The sequence below is a fragment of the Vibrio splendidus genome (genome assembly GCF_024347615.1).
Taxonomy (GTDB): domain Bacteria; phylum Pseudomonadota; class Gammaproteobacteria; order Enterobacterales; family Vibrionaceae; genus Vibrio; species Vibrio splendidus.
Map to the genome: position 1 here is coordinate 2902213 of NZ_AP025508.1, position 20427 is coordinate 2922639.

Here is a 20427-nt window from a genome sequence, read left to right on the forward strand (position 1 = left end):
TACACATACATGACCACAATTCTATTGTGTGAAATCAATGTTTTCGAAAATACATACTCGTAAATTTCGTTAAAAACGTTTACGTCAAAAACGTTACTTTCAACAAACAACGAGAACTACCTCACTAGTACCAATCAAGAAAAACCAACATAAATCACTAATTATCAACAACTTAAAATAATGTCGGTTTTCTCATGGCCATCTGTCGTTAATTTTATAAGTAAAATAAGTGGGCAGACGTATAGTTACTCCAACGAAGAGAAACTACTTCTCTTTAATTTTATTCCAGAGGTGATGTGGCTTGCCATATCACTCCGGCAGCAAGCGAAGGTGTCCTTGGCACCCGTGGTATAGTCCCCCCGGCTATACCACGATATTTTTTTTCTTCCTTTTGTTTTATCCCAACAGCCTTTCAAACTCCCCACTGATCTCTATCTCTATCTCTATCTCTATCTCTATCTCTATCTCTATCTCTATCTCTATCTCTATTGATGTGAACTAATCAACTAAACCCCCTGTGTCTACTTTTTAGGGGCCACATCAATCTCGTATCTCGTATCTCGTATCTCGTATCTCGTATCTCGTATCTCGTATCTCGTATCTCGTATCTCGTATCTCGTATCTCGTATCTCGTATCTCGTAGAAGCATAAAAAAGCCCCAACACGAATGTCGAGGCTTAGAGTATCTTTGTCTATGTAGAAGTAGAGTAAATCCGCAGCTCACTACTCTTCGCTGTTTTCAGCAAACTTAGATGGCGACATACCAAAATGGTGCTTAAACCTTTGACTGAAATAGGAAGGGTCATTAAAACCAGAATCAAACGCGACGTCTGAGATCTTCTCTCCCGCAAGTAACCGCTCGCACGCATGCTCTAAACGCACTTCATTCAAATGCTCTTTAAAGGTCTTGTTATAAGCCGATTTAAAGCGTCTCTGTAAGCTTCTCTCTGACATGAACAAGTACTTAGCAGCAGTTGCAGTACTGAACTCTGCATCGGCGTAGTTTTCGCTCACAAGCTGCGACACTCTGTTTTTCCACTCTTGTTCAGCACTCAACCTTTGTTGCTCTGGCGTTGAAGCGGCAAGCTTAATGGTTTCAATCTGCTCAATTGTGCTGGCTTCCAGGTTATCCAGCACTTGATATTCAATCGGCCACGAAAGCTGAACCTTATTTTGATAGTCAGAAACAAACGCGTTCAGCTCACCACCACTCTGATTCATCAATAGAGGTAATTTTTCGATATTTAGATCAGTCGATTTTCCGGTATTGTCACTCATGCTTGATGCCAATTTAGGGAAAGGCATCCCATGATCTCGAATCGTAACGACAAGATGCTCCTTCACTTCTTCAACCAGAACCACCATGCTTTGTGACTTAAAGTTTCTCTTGATGATGCTCGCAACCAAGTTGTTGAAAATAATATCGAGATTAAAATACAGTAAGGATACGTATCGTTGTTTGGTATCAACTCTAATATCCAGTTCAATACCTGCTTTGGCTAAATCATCTTGCCAAGCTTTGAGTACCGCTTCTAAGATCAAAATTATATCGTAACTGACCTTCCCTTCTCCTTGAGGTGTATTGCTCAATTGAGCCAAGCCATTTTTCAGCGTTAAGATTGGCGACTTGCCTTTCTCATCATTCCAATTCGGGAGCATCGCAGCAATATGATTAACTTCAGATGAGAGTTCATTTGCTGTGTGCGATACAAGCGCACTCTTAACTGATAGTTGCTTTTTAAGCTGTTGATTGGTCGTCAACAGAATGCGACTTTGGTGCCTCAGTTGATCTGTTTTTAATGCAACTTGCGCTTTTAGGTGTCTATTGGCAAAAGTGACATAACGCGAACGCCAAAAGACCAAGATAGTCACGACACCAATCAACAGCACCAGAGAGCTTGCGGCAGCCCAATTAGTCAGATACCAAGGCTCAGCGATTGAGAAGCTTTGATTCGTTGACACAAAGCGATAATGCGAGTCCTTAACGGGTTTAACTTCCAGTGTATAGTCCCCCGGAAGAAGATGGTCGAGCGTTAACAAGCCTCCTTCAAATTCACTCCAAGGTTCATCGTCGCTCAGGCGATACTCCATCGCAGGGGCAAACGTCGCAGGTAGGATGCCCAACTTAAAACTCATGGATGAACCATAAGGGATTTCATCCAAATCAGCTGTCTTACCACCAAGTGATACGGTTTGCTGATCAACACTGATCTTACTCAGCAATGCTCGACTATGAGGTGTTGTTGATACCAATAACTCATCAGATAACGCACTGACTACGCCATACTTTGATCCAAAAATAAGCCTCGTAGATTGGCTGCCTTCGCTGTCAAACAAGGCACATGCCCCTGCCGCCAGTTCATTGGTGATCAAGCCAAATGGTGAACCGATATGTTTATGCAGTTGCCCATCCAGTCCGTAATAGCTGATACCTTTCGAAGAACCTAACCACACACCATTGTCATCGCTTATTAAGCAATTTGGGCTAATATTGTCTTCAACAAGCGTGACCTCTTGAATAATAGAGCTGTCATAAGGGATTCGATACACGCCATAACTACTCGCAAACCATTGAGCCCCATCCTTCGCTTTTTCAATATCGACCACTTTGCCAAATCGTTCGCTTGAGCGACTAAAACTAATCCGTTTATCAATAAAAGAGTAGAAGCCGTGGTCAGTGCCTATATATATACGACCTTGTAACCCTATATTGAGAGCCGTGATTTTTGCTGGCAAAAACTTATCAACTAACCAGTCAGTACCGTACCCCGTCAGCTTCATGGTTTCGATAGATAACGAATAAAGGTCTTGCCCCGATGTTATCCAAAGTACGTTATCAGCTTGAAGCGCAAAGTTCTCAACGTGTACCCCTTTGATAGACCTTGGTAAACCGAGCACTTCAGGCTCTAACGTATTGGTATTAAAACTAATAATGCCTTCTTCAGTAGCCAACCAAATGGAAGAACCAAAGATCTCAAAGTCCTGTACCGAGCTGGAATAAACACGAATTGGGTTCTCTTTGCTTTGAGCATCGACCAAATAGAGGCCCATTGAGGAAGCTACCCAAGATAGTTGTTCGCTAACCGGCTGTACTTTGTTTATCACGACACTACTTGAGTGCATTCCCATACCCGTTAATGGCGTTCTTGAGAATGTCTTACTGAACAGTGAGAAATATCGGATGCCGTTATTTGTCGCAACCCACATCCCACCAGCATGGTCGTTGATTAACGAATATATTTTCTCTCCCGGTAACGAGAAATCTTGATTAGCGGCTTGTTCGAATCGTGTAATTTGACCCGTAATGAAGTTATAACTAATGAGTCCATGCTCAGTGCCAATCCAATATTGGTCTGAAGTTTCAGCAAGCGAGAGAACGTGCGACCCTTTTATTTTGTTCTCTTTATCTGGATTCGCGAGATCAACAATCACCGCCCCATTTAAAGTGCCAATCACTAACTCTCGTCTAGCATTAGAAAAATAAACCGTCTCAATATGGTGCTTATCTGATGCAGTGATGTGAGTAAACTCTTGCGCCTCAGAAAGGTAAGCACCAGAACTGGTCGCGAGTACCCATTTTGACAACACCCACTCCGCATCGTTAATCGCAATATCACTGCTATTGTTGTATCGATACAGTTTGAGTAGTGAGTAGGTGGTAAATTCTAAAGATTGAGTGTTGTAAGTATAAAAATTACTGCCATCTGTGACCCAAATATAATCACCTGATGAGCCGATATTCGCGATCTCAGCGCCGGGGCTTAAACTAAACGCAAGCTCATTGCCAATACCAGGGCTATGTCGGTACACCTCATTATCAAAAAATGTCCAAAACTCATCGTTAAGAAACGCGACTCTTTCTGAAGAAAATTGCAGAAGGCTGCCCTTTCGAGGGAATAGGGTTCGCCCATCATAAAAGAGTACTTTTCCATGGACATCATGAACCCATAGCCCGCCGCCGGCACCTAAGTACAGGTTTTTAGCCGCAAGAAAGTTCCCTTGCGCTTGAACGGGCAAAGGATAGAAAACGGAGGGTGATGTATTTACCGCGAGAACGCTAAATGAAATGCTCATTAACATGAACATTCTGAAGATAATTCGATACAACTTTTCATCCTGAACAGCAATAACACATGAAATTATGGTGTCCACAACGTCTTATCGCTGCTGAACCAAAAATTCAGTTTTTTTGTGCTTATTATTATCTTTCTATTTTAGCGGAAATTAACAAAGGAGAAAGGAGGTTTGCTATTTGTTGAGAGGTTTTATCTTAGCGGTCACGAAAATGCCGCAAAAAGCGGCATGATTCATAAATTAACGAGAGCAAAGTGTCGTTAGGAATATTGATTACTGATTACTTAGCACTCAAGCAACTGGTGTAGCTGTCTGTAAGTTGCTGAAGAAAATCGAAATAACTTCCACTCTTCACTTCAACCTGTGAACCAACAGGATCAAGTTGCCCCTGCTTAGCATTGCTTCCGCGAGTCACCGATTCGATTACAGCCGGTGTAAATTGAGGCTCTGCAAATACACATTGAACATTTTCACGCACCAAGGTTTTCTTGATAGCTATCAAGCTTTTTGCACCCGGCTTGCGCTCTGGGCTCACGGTAAAGTGACCTAAGTTATTTAACTCAAACTCCTGTTCGAAGTAGCCATACGCATCATGGAATACGTAGTAACCTTTGTCTTTCACTGGCGCAAGTTGTTCATTAATTGACTGCTTCTTCTCTTTCAAAGCAATCAAGAATGAGTCTAGGTTCTCTTGATACGCCATTGCGTTATCAAGGTCAGATTCAATCAACTTAGCTGAGATATATTTTGCCGCGACTTCAACTTGGTCGATGCCCAACCAAAAATGCGGGTCATGGCTACCATGATGGTGTCCTTCATGAGCATCGTGATCTTCATGCCCAAACTCTCGCAAGTTGATTCCAGGAATCTCACTGATCTTGATAACATTTTCTTTTGAACCAATCACCTTAGTCAAAAAGGCTTCTAGGTCAGGGCCGAACCAGATAACCATATCGGCACTATGAACTTTTTTGACATCCGATGGCTTAAGCGCATAATCATGCGGCGAAGCATTGCTGTTCATCAACACATCCGGCTCACTAACGCCTTGCGTTAATTCTGTCACAATCATTTGAATCGGTTTAAAGCTTGTTAGAATAGTATTGGCACTTGCGACACTTGGCGCTAAAAGCAAAGTAGCAAGTATAAAAGATGAACGTGACATAATCCCTCGATAATAGAAAAGTAGCTTAGGCTTGAGGTAAATGTTACATTATAACATTAGCGAATTGCAAATGAGTTCTATTCATGGATAACTTAATCCAACTAGATTCTGTGAGCGTCGAATTTGACGGTCGAAAAGTTCTAGACAACATCTCTCTAAATATAGAGCGCGGCAGAATCACCACCCTCATTGGGCCAAACGGTGCAGGAAAGTCGACATTAGTCAAAGTGGTACTGGGTTTACAAAGAAAATTTTCAGGCACAATAACAAAAGCTAAAAAACTGAAAATTGGCTATGTACCGCAAAAATTAAAGCTCAATGATTCACTACCGCTCAATGTAGAACGTTTTCTAAAGCTCACTGGTAAGTTCAGTCAGCAGGAGATCCTTGAAGCATTGAAGCTCGTTGGCGCCGAACATCTGCAAAAGAGTAACATGCACCAGCTATCTGGCGGTGAAAACCAACGTGTGCTGATTGCTCGTTCATTGCTAAGAAGACCAGATCTACTTGTTCTTGATGAACCTGCTCAAGGCGTTGATGTACAAGGGCAAATAGACCTGTATGACCTGATTGACACCATTCGTCACCGCTTTGGTTGTGCCGTATTTATGGTTTCACACGATCTGCATTTAGTGATGGCAAAAACAGACGATGTTATCTGCTTACACCATCACATCTGCTGTTCAGGCGCACCTGCAGACATCAAACACCACCCTTCGTATATTGCGCTCTTTGGCACCGCGACCCAAGAAACACTAGCGTTTTATCATCACCAACACGAACATCACCATCATGATCTTGCAGGCCAGCCTGTCGAAGGCGACGTGCATGAATGTTCAAACCATAAACACGGACATCACTAATGCTTGAGTTTCTTCTTCCCTCTATTCTGGCGGGTTTGGGTATTGCGCTAATTGCAGGCCCATTAGGATCGTTCGTGGTATGGCGCAAGATGGCTTACTTTGGTGACACGCTTGCTCACGCTTCTTTGATGGGCTTAGCACTTGGCTTTCTGTTCAACATTAACTTGTATCTCGCGCTGCTGATTTGTTGTTTGATGCTGGCTGTGTTGCTAGTGACTTTACAAAAACAAAAGCTAGTCGCGACCGATACCTTACTGGGTATATTGGCGCACAGTGCTCTGTCTTTGGGTCTTGTTGCTGTCAGCTTCTTAGATAATGTTCGTGTTGATCTAATGAGCTACTTATTTGGTGACTTACTTGCGGTATCTCCGACTGATTTAGTGTTCATCTATGCGGGTGCTGCTGTGATTGGATTGGTGCTTGCTATCTTTTGGCGACCACTATTGTCGACGACCGTTAACGAAGATCTCGCAGCAGTTGACGGCATCAACATTGATTTAATGCGTCTTATTTTGATGCTACTTGTGGGTATCGTAATTGCGGTAGGTATGAAGTTTGTTGGTGCGTTAATCATGACCTCACTACTTATCATTCCAGCAGCAACAGCAAGAAAGTTTGCCAATACACCTGAACAGATGGCGTTTCTTGCCTCAGTTATTGGCTCTATCGCTGTGTTCGGCGGATTAAGTTTATCTTGGTTCTATGACACACCAGCTGGCCCTTCTGTTGTTATCAGTGCTGCGGCAATGTTTATGCTGTCTCAAATGTACAGAACCCGCGCCTAAAGTGAAAAGTCGGGACCCGTTCTGGCTTTTAACAACACAACAGTTGATGCGGTGATTGTTTACAAAAGAACCGCTCACAAAAAATCAGTCACAAAAAAAAAGGCTTGGTCAGTGACCAAGCCTTTTTAATATCGTTCAGTTAACTTCTATCTCGTTAGATAAAAGCCAGCTGATTACCAACCCGTGATTTCACGTAGGCCTTTACCGATGTCAGCAAGAGACTTAACAGTCTTAACGCCTGCTGCTTCTAGTGCTGCGAATTTATCTTCAGCAGTACCTTTACCGCCAGAGATGATTGCGCCAGCGTGGCCCATACGTTTACCCGGAGGAGCAGTAACACCAGCGATGTAAGATACAACTGGCTTAGTTACGTTTGCTTTGATGAACTCAGCTGCTTCTTCTTCCGCAGTACCACCGATCTCACCAATCATTACGATTGCTTCAGTCTCTGGGTCTTCTTGGAAAAGTTTTAGGATATCAATGAAGTTTGAACCTGGGATAGGGTCACCACCGATACCAACACATGTAGACTGACCAAAGCCTTCATCTGTAGTTTGCTTAACTGCTTCGTACGTCAGAGTTCCTGAACGAGATACGATACCTACTTTACCCTTCTTGTGGATATGGCCAGGCATGATACCAATCTTACACTCGTCTGGAGTGATAAGACCTGGACAGTTAGGACCGATCATGCGAACGCCAGTTTCTTCTAGCTTCACTTTAACGTCGATCATATCTGTAGTAGGGATACCTTCAGTGATCGTTACGATCAGTTCGATACCTGCATCAATCGCTTCTAGGATTGCATCTTTACAGAAAGGTGCTGGTACGTAGATAACTGTTGCTGTTGCGCCAGTCACTTCTACTGCTTCACGTACTGTGTTGAATACTGGAAGGCCTAGGTGAGTTTGACCACCTTTACCAGGTGAAACACCACCAACCATTTGCGTACCGTATGCGATAGCTTGGTCTGAGTGGAATGTACCTTGACCGCCAGTGAAACCCTGACAGATTACTTTAGTGTCTTTGTTAATTAATACAGACATTATTTAGCCTCCGCAGCAGCAACAACTTTCTGAGCAGCATCTGTTAGAGATACAGCAGCAATGATATCAACATCAGAATTAGCAAGTACTTCGCGACCTAGGTCTGCGTTTGTACCTTCTAGACGAACAACGACAGGAACTGTTACGCCAACTTCTTTAACTGCACCAATAATACCTTCAGCGATCATGTCACAACGAACGATGCCACCGAAGATGTTGACTAGTACTGCTTTAACATTGTCATCAGAAAGGATGATCTTGAATGCTTCAGCTACACGCTCTTTTGTTGCGCCGCCGCCTACATCAAGGAAGTTTGCTGGCTTGCCGCCGTGTAGGTTTACGATATCCATCGTACCCATAGCAAGGCCTGCACCGTTAACCATACAGCCAACGTTGCCATCAAGTGCTACGTAGTTCAGTTCCCACTGAGCTGCGTGCGCTTCGCGCTCGTCTTCTTGTGAAGGATCGTGCATTTCACGAAGCTTTGGCTGACGGTACATTGCGTTTGAATCAATGTTGATCTTGCCGTCTAGACAAAGAAGGTTACCTTCATTTGTAATAACAAGCGGGTTAATTTCTAGTAGAGCTAGGTCGTACTGAGCGAACATTTCACCAAGACCCATGAAGATCTTAACGAACTGTTTAATTTGATCGCCAGCTAGGCCAAGTTTGAATGCCAATTCACGGCCTTGGTAAGCTTGAGGGCCAACTAGAGGATCGATCGCAGATTGGTGAATCAACTCTGGAGTTTCTTCAGCGATTTTCTCAATGTCCACGCCGCCTTCAGTTGACGCCATGAATACAATTTTACGAGTTGCACGGTCAACAACAGCGCCTAGGTAAAGTTCGTTAGCAATGTTTGATGCTTCTTCAACTAGGATCTTTGTTACAGGCTGACCATTAGCGTCTGTTTGGTAAGTCACTAGGTTTTTACCTAGCCACTTTTGTGCAAACTCTTTAACGCCTTCTTTAGTGTCATGTAGCTCTACGCCGCCCGCTTTACCGCGACCACCAGCGTGTACTTGACACTTAACGACTTTCTTGGCTGTACTGATACGACCTGCAGCTTCGAAAGCTTCTTGTGCTGTATCACATGCGAAACCTTCTGGTACAGGCAAACCGAATTCTGCAAACAGCTGTTTGGCTTGGTATTCATGCAAATTCATTTTGATATTCCGTTTATTTTCCCTTAAGGGATTATTATTTCCATAACGACACAGTTTCCTGTGGTACGTCTGTAGGGTCTTCTCAAATCAACTGCTGTCCATTTTCTAATGGCTTTACAGTTCAAGTGAAGGCCAGACGTTGAGCAGCCTAGCCTTTGAAACTTTTTACGTCTAGCTAACGAGGTTAACTAGACGTTTTAGCGATACTAAACGTCTAATAACAGACGTGCAGGATCTTCTAGAAGCTCTTTGATAGTCACTAGGAAGCCAACTGATTCACGGCCATCGATTAGACGGTGATCGTAAGAAAGCGCTAGGTACATCATTGGTAGAATTTCTACCTTGCCATCAACAGCCATTGGACGATCTTGGATTTTATGCATACCCAAAATTGCCGCTTGAGGCGGGTTGATGATTGGCGTAGACATTAGAGAACCAAATACACCACCGTTTGTAATAGTGAAGTTACCACCCATCAGCTCATCAACAGTTAGCTTGCCGTCACGGCCTTTGATTGCTAGCTCTTTGATGCCTTTTTCGATGTCAGCAAAACCTAGTGTGTCACAGTCTTTCAGTACTGGAGTCACTAGACCGCGTGGCGTAGATACCGCCATGCTGATATCGAAGTAGTTGTGGTAAATGATATCTGTACCATCAATCGAAGCGTTAACTTCTGGGAAACGCTTCAGCGCTTCTGTTACTGCTTTCACATAGAAAGACATGAAACCAAGACGCGTATCGTGACGCTTCTCGAATTGGTCTTTGTACTGCTTACGAAGGTCCATGATTGGTTTCATGTTCACTTCGTTGAAAGTAGTCAGCATTGCTGTGCTGTTCTTCGCTTCTAGAAGACGGTTTGCAACTGTCTTACGTAGGCGAGTCATAGGCACGCGTTTTTGGCTACGAGCCGCTGCTGGCGCTTCAACTGCTGGTGCAGATGCTGCTACCGGAGCCGCTTTCGCTGCTGCTAGGTGCGCGTCGATGTCTTCACGAGTAATACGACCACCAACACCAGTGCCTTTGACGTCAGCTGGTTGTAGGTTGTGTTCTGCAAGAAGACGACGAACAGCTGGGCTTAGTGCGTCGTTGCTTTCTTCTGTCAGTGCCGCTTTGTGGCGCTTATCAGGAGAAGCTTCTGTATCTTCAGTGGTATCTTTCGTTGGTTCACCAGCGACAGCACCAGGTTTGATCTTTGCAAGAAGCTGCTTAGAAAGTACCGTAGCACCCTCTTCTTCTAGGATAGCTTCCAGAACACCCGCTTCAGGAGCAGGTACTTCTAGAACTACTTTATCTGTTTCGATGTCTACAATGACTTCATCACGTGCAACGGCTTCGCCTGGTTTTTTGTGCCAAGTCGCCACTGTTGCATCAGCCACAGATTCAGGTAAATCTGGAACCAGAATTTCAATTGTCATGTGCGTATTTTCCTTTTACTTCTAGTTCTTAAGTAGGGTCAAAGCGTCGTCAACTAACGCTTTTTGTTGTTTCAAGTGTACCGACATATAGCCAACAGCTGGTGATGCTGATGCAGGACGACCTGCATATTGAATATCAGCACCCACTGGGATAGCAGCTCGGAAATTATGTTGGCTACTGTACCAAGCACCTTGGTTTTGTGGCTCTTCTTGACACCAAACGTAATCGACTACATTTGTGTATTGTGCGATTGCAGCTCTCACATCCTCGTAAGGGAACGGGTAAAGTTGCTCAATACGTACAATAGCGACATCGTCTTGCTCGTTCTTACGTCTTTGATCAAGCAGGTCAAAGTAAACCTTACCTGAACAGAACACGACGCGTTTTACGTTCTCAGGAGCCAGATCATCAATTTCTGCGATAGCTGGTTGGAACGTACCTTCTGCTAGATCTTCCATAGAAGACGTACATAGAGGGTGACGAAGCAATGACTTAGGTGACATTACGATCAGTGGACGACGCATTGGTCTAACAACCTGACGGCGAATCATGTGATAAACCTGTGCCGGCGTTGAAGGAACAACAACCTGCATGTTTTGTTCAGCACATAATTGAAGGTAACGTTCAAGACGAGCAGATGAGTGCTCTGGGCCTTGGCCTTCATAGCCGTGAGGAAGCAGCATAGTTAGACCACATAAACGTGCCCACTTTTGCTCACCTGACGAAATGAATTGGTCGATTACAACTTGTGCACCGTTTGCGAAGTCACCAAATTGTGCTTCCCAAAGGGTTAGACCGCTTGGTTCTGCCGTTGCATAACCATACTCAAATGCGAGTACCGCTTCTTCAGATAACACAGAGTCAAATACTTGGAATGGCCCTTGTTTATCATGAATGTTCGCAAGAGGAACATACGTGCTTGCATCTGATTGATTGTGCAGTACTGAGTGACGGTGGAAGAACGTACCACGACCTGAATCTTGGCCTGAGATACGAATACGCTTACCGTCATCAACAAGTGTTGCGTAAGCCAGGGTCTCGGCCATACCCCAATCGACTTGTTTCTCACCATTCACCATGGCAGTACGATCGTTGTACAGTTTGTTTACTCGGCTTTGCAACTTGTGGCTGTCTGGGTATTGGCAAAGTTTGCTACCAAGCTCTTTCAGGCGCTCGATATCAATCTTGTTGTCCCATTCGATGTTCCAGTCATGACCTAAGTAAGGTGACCAGTCCACTGAGTGAAGTGCCATTGGGCGCCACTCTTTAACCACAACTTCACCGTGATCAAGTGCATCACGATATTCATTAACGAGTTGAGTTGCCGTATCAATACCAAACTCACCGCGTTCCATTAGCACGTCAGCATAAAGCTTACGTGGCGTTGGATGCTTCTTGATTTTTTGGTACATCAAAGGCTGCGTTGCATTCGGCTCATCGGCTTCATTGTGACCGTGGCGACGGTAACAAACCAAATCAATAACAACATCACGCTTAAACGTATTACGGTAATCTAATGCAAGACGCGCTACGAAAGCGACAGCTTCTGGATCATCAGAGTTAACGTGGAAAATCGGAGCCTGAACCATCTTCGCGATATCGGTACAGTACATCGTAGAACGTGTATCGCGAGGGTTAGACGTTGTAAAACCAACTTGGTTATTTACAACGATACGAACCGTACCACCAACACAGAAACCACGAGCTTGAGACATGTTGAACGTCTCTTGTACTACACCCTGGCCAGCGATAGCTGAATCACCATGGATAGTAATTGGAAGTACGCGGCTGCCATCTTTATCGTCTAGACGATCTTGGCGAGCACGTACCGAACCGATAACTACCGGGTTTACGATTTCTAAGTGAGATGGGTTAAATGCAAGTGCTAAGTGAACGTTGCCGCCTGGTGTTGCGAAATCCGCAGAGAAACCTTGGTGGTATTTCACATCACCAGTGCCCCACGAGTCATCGCTGTGCTTGCCCGCAAACTCGTCAAACAGGTCTTGTGGCTTTTTACCAAGCACATTGACCAGCATGTTTAGACGACCACGGTGAGCCATACCAACAACAACTTCACGCATGCCTTGTCCACCTGCATGACGAATAATTTCCTTCGTCATTGGGATCAACGCATCACCACCTTCCAATGAGAAGCGTTTTGCGCCTGGGAATTTAGCACCAAGATAGCGCTCAAGACCTTCAGCAGCAGTTAGCTCTTCTAGGAAAGCTTGCTTTTCTTCTTTATCGAAAGAGGGTTGACCAGAAACAGACTCTAAACGTTGTTGGATCCAACGCTTTTGCTCTGTGTTAGTCATGTGCATGTATTCAGCACCAATCGAACCACAATAAGTTTGCTTTAAAGATTTGTACAAATCTCGAAGCACCATCGTCTCTTGGCCAATGGCGTAAGAGCCGACGTTAAACGTCTCATTGAGGTCATCTTCGGTAAGAGTGTGAAAAGAAGGATCCAGTTCAGCGACTGTATCTCTTTCCCATAAACCTAGGGGGTCTAGATTTGCTGATTGATGCCCTCGGAATCGATAGGCATTAATAAGTTGCAGAACCTTTACTTGTTTCGCATCGACATCTGGATCACTAACTTGGACACTGTAATGCTTTGTTTCTTGAGCGAGTCGACGGAAGTATTCACGAACACGAGAGTGTGGTTGTTCCACTGCTTCTGAAGCTTGCACAGGCAATTCTTCAAAAACACTTCTCCATTCGTCACTTACCGAATCGGGGTCACTTAGATACAGTTCATAGAGTTCTTCTACGTACGTTGCATTGGCGCCAGCCAAGTGTGAAGACTCGAGCCATGCCTTCATCACGCCGTTGTGCATATTTTCCCTTAACCAGTAGTTTTCACGTTTGCTGCGGTCTATGCCGAGCTATTAAAAGGCCGCCCCAAAACTTCTAGGGCGGCAATTTTTATATAACTTAAACCGAACGATTCACAAGCATGGTCTTGATGTGACCAATTGCTTTCGTCGGATTTAATCCCTTAGGACAAACACTTACACAATTCATGATGCCATGGCAACGAAAAACGCTAAATGCATCATCAAGATCGGACAGACGTTCGTCTGTCGCCGTATCTCGGCTATCTATTAGCCAACGGTATGCTGCAAGCAAGCCAGCTGGTCCGATGAACTTATCTGGATTCCACCAGAATGATGGGCACGAAGTCGTACAACATGCACACATGATACATTCATACAAACCATCTAAATGAGCACGCTCATCAGGGCTTTGTAGGTTTTCACGAGCCGGTGGCACATTGCCATCAGACACTAAGAACGGCTTAACTTTTTCGTAGTTATCGTAGAACGGAGTCATGTCTACGATTAAATCACGTACCACAGGCAAACCTGGAAGTGGGCGAATTATGATTTTATCTTGGCCAGTAAGAGCAGACAGAGGCGTAATACACGCCAATCCGTTTTTACCATTCATGTTCAAGCCATCAGAACCACATACACCTTCACGGCATGAACGACGGAATGAAATCGTTGGATCTTGCTCTTTCAAAAGAATAAGCGCATCCAAAAGCATCATGTCAGAGCCTTCTTCCACCTCTAGGGTGTACTCTTTCATGTAAGGCTTCTGGTCCACATCTGGGTTGTAACGGTATAAAGAGAAATTCAGTTTCATGGTCATATCTCCTTAGTACGTACGTGCTTTCGGCGGGAATGCTTCACGATGGATAGGTTCCATGTTCACGCCACGCTTAGTCATACTTTCTGATTCTGGGTTGTAAAGTGAGTGGCATAGCCATTGCTCATCATCACGGTCTGGGAAGTCAAAACGAGCATGCGCTCCACGACTCTCTGTACGGAAGTTTGCTGCAACCGCAGTTGCGAATGCCGTTTCCATCAAGTTTTCAAGTTCTAAACACTCAATACGTTGCGTGTTGAACTCTGTCGACTTGTCTGAAAGGTGTGCATTCTTAAGACGCTCACGAATCACTTTAAGCTCTTCTAAGCCATCAGCCATCGCTTTACCTTCACGGAATACAGAGAAGTTGTTCTGCATACATTGCTGAAGATCTTTACGAATTACCGCAGGGTCTTCACCGTCTGTACTGTTTTCCCAACGATTGTAGCGCTCTAGTGAACGTTCAATGTCGGCTTCAGTTGCTGGTTTTGCTTCAGCTTGCTTATTCAGAGTTTCACCAAGGTGAAGACCTGTCGCACGACCGAACACAACCAAATCAAGTAGCGAGTTGCCACCTAGACGGTTTGCACCATGTACAGATACTGAAGCGATTTCGCCACAAGCGAATAGACCTTGAATTTCAACGTCTGTACCGTCTTCAGTTTGTTTGATTGCTTGACCAGAAACCTGTGTAGGAACACCGCCCATCATGTAGTGACACGTTGGGATCACAGGAATTGGTTCTTTAACTGGATCAACGTGAGCAAACGTACGAGAAAGCTCACATACACCCGGTAGACGAGACTCAAGCGTCTCTTTACCTAGGTGATCAAGTTTCAGCTTAATGTGAGGACCCCATGGGCCATCGCAACCACGACCTTCACGAATCTCAACCATCATCGAACGAGCTACCACATCACGACCTGCTAAATCTTTAGCATTCGGAGCATAACGTTCCATGAAGCGCTCGCCGTCTTTATTGAGAAGGTAACCACCTTCACCACGACAACCTTCTGTTACCAAAACACCTGCGCCAGCGATACCCGTTGGGTGGAACTGCCACATTTCAATGTCTTGCATTGGAACGCCAGCACGAATTGCCATACCAACACCGTCACCAGTGTTAATGTGTGCATTCGTTGTTGATGCATAGATACGACCAGCACCACCAGTAGCAAGGATTGTTGCCTTCGCTTTGAAGTAGCAAACCTCGCCCGTTTCCATACAAAGCGCGGTAGTACCTAAGATTGCACCATCTTCGTTTTTAACAAGATCCAGTGCATACCACTCAGAGAAAACCGTCGTTTTGTGTTTAATGTTTTGTTGGTAAAGCGTGTGTAGCAGTGCGTGACCAGTACGGTCGGCTGCCGCTGCGGTACGAGCCGCTTGCTCACCACCAAAATTCTTAGATTGGCCACCAAACGGACGTTGGTAAATACTGCCGTTATCAAAGCGAGAAAATGGAAGACCCATTTTTTCTAATTCGATAACCGACTCAGGGCCATTTTTGCACATGTACTCGATAGCATCTTGGTCGCCGATATAATCGGAACCTTTAACCGTATCGTACATGTGTTGTTCCCAGTGATCTTCATGCGCATTACCAAGAGCAACGGTGATACCACCTTGCGCAGATACAGTATGAGAACGAGTTGGGAAAACTTTAGAAAGCAACGCACAAGATAGGCCTTGCTCAGAAATTTGTAGCGCGGCGCGCATACCAGCACCACCAGCGCCAATTACTACAGCATCAAACTCACGAACAGGAATAGTCACTTACGCACCCCACAAAATAAACAGACCAGAGAAGAAATATCCTAGAAGAACCGCAACAACACCGACTTGAAGACCAACGCGCAATTTTGCACATTTGATATAGTCAGTTAGTACTTGCCACAAGCCGATCCACGCGTGAACCAAAATTGAAGTAAGCGCTAACATGGTGAAGACTTTAGTGAAGGTACCACCAAAGAATTGCGTCCAAGATGCGTAAGAAATATCACCTGAGAAAGCACAGAAGCTCACTAGGTAGATAGTGTAAAGCGTCATAATGATGGCTGTTGCACGAATCAATAGATAATCATGCACACCATTACGACCAAAAGTAGAAACGTTGTTTACCATACTAAGATCCCCGCTAGTAGAGACAATACCGCTGTTGCTGCGAATGCAACCTTCGCGCTCTTAGCGCCAGATTCCAGCTCTTCAAAGTGACCAAGGTCCATAAGAAGGTGACGAATACCACCAGCAATGTGGTAAGCCAAAGCGGTTAAAATGCCCCACAGAATAAACTTCACGAAGAAACCGTCGACAATGTCGCTAGCTTCCATAAAGCCTACAGGGGAAGAGAGGGAAATGGATAGTAACCAAAGCAGAATTCCGATCGCAACAAAAGTAATCACCCCAGACACACGGTGTAGGATGGAAGCTATTGCTGTGATAGGAAAGTGGATGGTCTGTAAATCTAAATTAACAGGTCTTGTCTTTCTTTCTTTCACGGGCTCGCTCACTCAGCTCCATTGAGCATGATGGTCATTAAATAACCTTATGTATTGTTATGGACAAAATTTGATTGCAAACCTTCAAAATTTAACATTAACTTAACAAATAACGTAAGTTGAGCCTTAGATAATTGTAAAATAATTGTTAACAGCTAGGTTTCTGAAGACACCTCACATTTCTTCTTAGCCTTGCATTTATAAGGTTTTAACCAAACTTTTCAGCGCCACTATACGGCTGGCAACATTCTAATACAATTGATGCAACAAATAATGCTACACAGAACAGATTTTTAACGAATTTAATGTAAAAAACACTAACAAGTGCACACAAAGCTGCAGAAAAATTGACTTTCTCACGTAAGACCAGTAAAAAAATGGCACATAAACATCCTGGACGGATTAATAATAACAAAGGAGATTGTTATGGCGGATAAGAAAGCTACCCTTCATATTGAAGGTCAAGCACCGATCGAATTGCCGATTACAGAAGGTGTACTTGGTACTCCAGTCATCGACGTTCGTACACTGGGTTCTAATGGTTTTTTCACTTTTGATCCTGGTTTTCTTGCCACTGCATCTTGTGAATCGCAAATAACTTATATTGACGGTGGAAAAGGTATCCTTCTACACCGTGGTTATCCAATTGACCAACTGGCCAATAACGCTGATTACTTAGAAGTTTGTTACATTCTTTTATACGGCGAAGCTCCTTCTCGATCTCAATACGAAGAGTTCAAGACGACAGTCACACGTCACACCATGGTTCACGAGCAAATTGCTAGTTTCTTCCACGGCTTCCGTCGTGACGCTCACCCAATGGCTGTTATGTGTGGTGTGGTAGGTGCGCTTGCTGCGTTCTATCATGATTCATTAGATGTTAATAACGACACACACCGTGAAATTGCGGCATATCGCCTAATTTCTAAGATGCCGACACTGGCTGCAATGTGTTACAAATATTCTATCGGTCAACCGTTTATCTACCCGCGCAATGACCTAGGCTACGCAGAAAACTTCCTACACATGATGTATGCAAACCCATGTGAAGAATATGAAGTAAACCCTGTTGTCGCTCGCGCAATGGACAAAATCTTTACGTTACATGCTGATCACGAACAGAATGCTTCAACGTCAACGGTTCGTTTAGCAGGTTCTTCGGGTGCAAACCCATTTGCTTGTATTGCTGCTGGTATCGCTTCTTTGTGGGGTCCTGCTCACGGTGGTGCTAACGAAGCTTGTCTAATGATGCTTGAAGAGATCGGTAGCGTAGACAACATTGAAGAATATGTAGCAAAAGCAAAAGACAAAGATGACCCATTCCGCCTAATGGGCTTTGGTCACCGTGTCTACAAGAACTACGATCCACGTGCAACGGTAATGCGTGAAGCGTGTCACGAAGTACTTAAAGAGCTAAACATTCAAGATCCACTACTAGACGTAGCAATGGAACTTGAGCGCATCGCTCTTTCTGACGAGTACTTTGTTTCTAAGAAGCTATACCCGAACGTAGATTTCTACTCAGGTATCATTCTGAAAGCGATCGGCATTCCTGTATCAATGTTCACAGTAATCTTCGCGATGTCTCGTACTATCGGTTGGATTGCACACTGGAACGAAATGCACAGCGATCCGACGAACCGTATCGGTCGTCCTCGTCAGTTGTATACTGGTGAAGAACAGCGTGATTTCCAAGCTCTACACGAGCGCGAATAGTAAAGTTTAGACTTTTCTAATCGATTGAAATCCAAAAGGGTTGATGTATTAACATCAACCCTTTTCTTTTATATGCTCTCAACTCCGTCATCCTCAAGAGTGAGGGACGAGCGAGTTGGGGATCTCACTAATTGTATCGACAAGCTTTTAGAGATTCCCTACTCCTTCCTTCGTCAGTCTAGGGAATGACGAATTACTTGAGATCTCTCGAAATAAAATCCATTAGAGTTCTAACTAGCCAGTCTCATCGACGGGTACAAATTTATAGTGACTCGTATCCTACATCCCATATTTTCTTTTTATACCGGGTTGTCGATATCGATAAACTCAACATCTAAGCCATGTTCTTTCGCTAACCACTCACCTAATGCCTTCACACCATAACGTTCTGTTGCGTGGTGTCCTGCTGCAAAGTAATGAATATCTTGCTCACGCGCTGAGTACGTAGTGCGCTCTGAAATCTCTCCAGAGATAAACGCATCAATACCTTGAGAAGCAGCTAACTCAATGTAGTCTTGACCACCACCGGTACACCAACCGACAGTCGTAATCATTTTGTCTTGGTTATCTGGAGCGATATGTAATGGCTTGCGGTTCAAAGCTTGGCCAATCTTTTCTGCAAACTCCGCACCAGTTATTGGTGAACTCAACTTACCAAACATCGCAACTGATTGTGGGTGCCCTTCTAAACCGCCTTCAACTTCAATGTCGAGCAACTCTGCAAGCTTGGCGTTGTTACCAAGTTCAGGGTGGATATCCAGTGGTAAGTGGTAACCTAAAAGGTTGATGTCGTTTTTAATCAGAGTTCGAATGCGCTTACCCTTCATACCACGAATGGCTTCTGACTCACCTTTCCAAAAGAAACCGTGATGGACCAATAAAGCGTCTGCGTTCAGTTCTACCGCTTTATCAATTAATGCTTGAGAAGCTGTCACACCAGTAACAATGCGCTTTACTTGAGAAGTACCTTCCACTTGAAGACCATTAGGACAGTAATCTTTAATCTGCTGTGGCTGAAGTTTTTCGTTAAGTAGCTTTTCTAATTGTAAGTTATTCATTTTTCTTTCCAGCTTAACTTTATAATAACGTCGTTATATCAATTTACGGGTAGAATGTCGAAAGCCCCACGATGAGTTTATGAGGAACCGATGACAGCACTGCAACGTTTTTACCAATGGGTCATCGACTCACCGCCATTACTAGAAATCAAGCCACCGATTTCCGATCTTGGTGCATTCTTAAGCACCCATGCCATCGACTCATCACACACTTATAACGGAAACCCAAGGTTAGGTTTCCTTTACCAGCATCTATGTGAACAAGTCATTGAAGCCTCACCTGATTATTCGGTCAAGTACGATGAGATTCAAATTAATGTTGAGGGAAGAACACTCGGTGCTATCGACTTTATTCTTGAAAAAGAGAACAACCAAAAGCTGCAACACTGGGAAGTCGCGATCAAGTTTTACCTACTCCATGAACAGACATGGTTTGGTCCTAACTCTCATGACCAATTGGATAAGAAGTTAGACAGGATGCTCACCCATCAACTTGGCATGTCCTCTTCAGCGGCGTTTGTGGAGCAATATCCAGAGATCGATGTCGACTCAAAACATCTCCTCATGCAGGGTCGTCTATATACAAATCCATTCTTAGATCAAAAAGTACCTACTGAATGTTTGGGTTATGACATTAATTCAAGCCAAGTAAACGGTTTTTGGTGTTATCAAAACCAAGCCCATTTAATTACTGATGTACTCTACCCTCTCACCAAAGAGCAATGGGCAGCTGGCACTGATGACTTCACCTGTGAACCTATCACCGAATTTGGTGATCGCTTCGTTCATGGGCAAACTAAATCAGGGCAGTTTTGGTTTGTGATGCCACAAAGTTGGCCACACGGATAGTATAACCTACTCAGTTGTACAGTAATTCAACCACCTAGCTTTAGCCGCTTTACCCACGAGCTGATATAAAAAAGGGCTGATGCTTTCACATCAACCCTTTCACTATTTACTTGATGACTCTACTAATCGGTATTCGA

At 44.2% G+C, this 20427-nt stretch carries 16 protein-coding genes; 5 read left to right on the forward strand and 11 right to left on the reverse strand.

Annotated features, from left to right (window positions below; translation table 11 throughout):
• The first annotated feature begins 301 nt into the window (after window positions 1–301).
• The gene (locus tag OCU90_RS12825; RefSeq protein WP_143700553.1) at window positions 302–502 is read left to right on the forward strand and encodes a hypothetical protein; all 201 of its coding nucleotides are present in this window, start codon (window positions 302–304) and stop codon (window positions 500–502) included.
• A gap of 221 nt (window positions 503–723) precedes the next feature.
• Here OCU90_RS12825 and OCU90_RS12830 read toward each other — a convergent pair whose 3' ends face one another.
• Both OCU90_RS12830 and znuA read right to left on the reverse strand, forming a co-directional pair.
• The gene (locus OCU90_RS12830; protein WP_061024444.1) at window positions 724–4107 is read right to left on the reverse strand and encodes an AraC family transcriptional regulator; all 3384 of its coding nucleotides are present in this window, start codon (window positions 4105–4107) and stop codon (window positions 724–726) included.
• Window positions 4108–4354: 247 nt separating this feature from the next.
• The gene (gene znuA / locus OCU90_RS12835; protein ID WP_061024446.1) at window positions 4355–5239 is read right to left on the reverse strand and encodes a zinc ABC transporter substrate-binding protein ZnuA; all 885 of its coding nucleotides are present in this window, start codon (window positions 5237–5239) and stop codon (window positions 4355–4357) included.
• Between the two features lie 83 nt (window positions 5240–5322).
• On the opposite strand from znuA, the gene znuC reads away from it, so the two are divergent.
• Window positions 5323–6102: a zinc ABC transporter ATP-binding protein ZnuC gene (gene znuC, locus OCU90_RS12840; RefSeq protein ID WP_061024448.1), complete on the forward strand. Its 780-nt coding sequence runs from the start codon at window positions 5323–5325 to the stop codon at window positions 6100–6102.
• Window positions 6102–6887 carry a zinc ABC transporter permease subunit ZnuB gene (gene znuB / locus OCU90_RS12845; RefSeq protein WP_017084084.1) on the forward strand — a complete coding sequence of 262 codons (786 nt, stop codon included), beginning with the start codon at window positions 6102–6104 and terminating at the stop codon, window positions 6885–6887. Before znuC ends, znuB begins: the two co-directional genes overlap by 1 nt.
• Before the next feature lie 173 nt (window positions 6888–7060).
• Here the strand turns inward: znuB and sucD are convergent, their stop codons facing one another.
• The 8 genes from sucD to sdhC all read right to left on the reverse strand — a co-directional run bounded on the left by sucD (window position 7061) and on the right by sdhC (window position 16679).
• Window positions 7061–7933, reverse strand: a complete 873-nt coding sequence (sucD, locus tag OCU90_RS12850) for a succinate--CoA ligase subunit alpha (RefSeq protein WP_004734209.1) — start codon at window positions 7931–7933, stop codon at window positions 7061–7063.
• Window positions 7933–9099 carry an ADP-forming succinate--CoA ligase subunit beta gene (gene sucC / locus OCU90_RS12855; RefSeq protein WP_004734210.1) on the reverse strand — a complete coding sequence of 389 codons (1167 nt, stop codon included), beginning with the start codon at window positions 9097–9099 and terminating at the stop codon, window positions 7933–7935. Before sucC ends, sucD begins: the two co-directional genes overlap by 1 nt.
• A 206-nt stretch (window positions 9100–9305) precedes the next feature.
• Window positions 9306–10514 (reverse strand): 2-oxoglutarate dehydrogenase complex dihydrolipoyllysine-residue succinyltransferase, encoded by a 1209-nt coding sequence (odhB, locus tag OCU90_RS12860; protein WP_004734211.1) that lies wholly within the window; start codon window positions 10512–10514, stop codon window positions 9306–9308.
• Window positions 10515–10535: 21 nt separating this feature from the next.
• Window positions 10536–13355: a 2-oxoglutarate dehydrogenase E1 component gene (gene sucA, locus OCU90_RS12865; protein ID WP_017079473.1), complete on the reverse strand. Its 2820-nt coding sequence runs from the start codon at window positions 13353–13355 to the stop codon at window positions 10536–10538.
• A gap of 97 nt (window positions 13356–13452) precedes the next feature.
• Complete coding sequence (locus tag OCU90_RS12870; protein WP_061024450.1) at window positions 13453–14166, reverse strand: succinate dehydrogenase iron-sulfur subunit; 714 nt, start codon at window positions 14164–14166, stop codon at window positions 13453–13455.
• Between the two features lie 12 nt (window positions 14167–14178).
• Window positions 14179–15945: a succinate dehydrogenase flavoprotein subunit gene (sdhA, locus tag OCU90_RS12875; protein WP_009847321.1), complete on the reverse strand. Its 1767-nt coding sequence runs from the start codon at window positions 15943–15945 to the stop codon at window positions 14179–14181.
• Window positions 15946–16293 carry a succinate dehydrogenase, hydrophobic membrane anchor protein gene (gene sdhD / locus OCU90_RS12880; protein ID WP_004734215.1) on the reverse strand — a complete coding sequence of 116 codons (348 nt, stop codon included), beginning with the start codon at window positions 16291–16293 and terminating at the stop codon, window positions 15946–15948.
• Window positions 16287–16679 carry a succinate dehydrogenase cytochrome b556 subunit gene (gene sdhC, locus OCU90_RS12885; protein ID WP_012604532.1) on the reverse strand — a complete coding sequence of 131 codons (393 nt, stop codon included), beginning with the start codon at window positions 16677–16679 and terminating at the stop codon, window positions 16287–16289. Before sdhC ends, sdhD begins: the two co-directional genes overlap by 7 nt.
• A 414-nt stretch (window positions 16680–17093) precedes the next feature.
• Here sdhC and OCU90_RS12890 point away from each other — a divergent pair, with 414 nt between their 5' ends.
• On the forward strand, window positions 17094–18383 hold the full coding sequence (locus tag OCU90_RS12890) for a citrate synthase (RefSeq protein ID WP_061024453.1): 1290 nt from the start codon (window positions 17094–17096) through the stop codon (window positions 18381–18383).
• Between the two features lie 299 nt (window positions 18384–18682).
• Here OCU90_RS12890 and OCU90_RS12895 read toward each other — a convergent pair whose 3' ends face one another.
• Window positions 18683–19441, reverse strand: a complete 759-nt coding sequence (locus tag OCU90_RS12895) for a Nif3-like dinuclear metal center hexameric protein (RefSeq protein ID WP_061024455.1) — start codon at window positions 19439–19441, stop codon at window positions 18683–18685.
• Between the two features lie 90 nt (window positions 19442–19531).
• Between OCU90_RS12895 and OCU90_RS12900 the strand changes: the two genes are divergently transcribed.
• The gene (locus OCU90_RS12900) at window positions 19532–20290 is read left to right on the forward strand and encodes a DUF1853 family protein (RefSeq protein ID WP_061024457.1); all 759 of its coding nucleotides are present in this window, start codon (window positions 19532–19534) and stop codon (window positions 20288–20290) included.
• The last annotated feature ends 137 nt before the right edge of the window (window positions 20291–20427 follow it).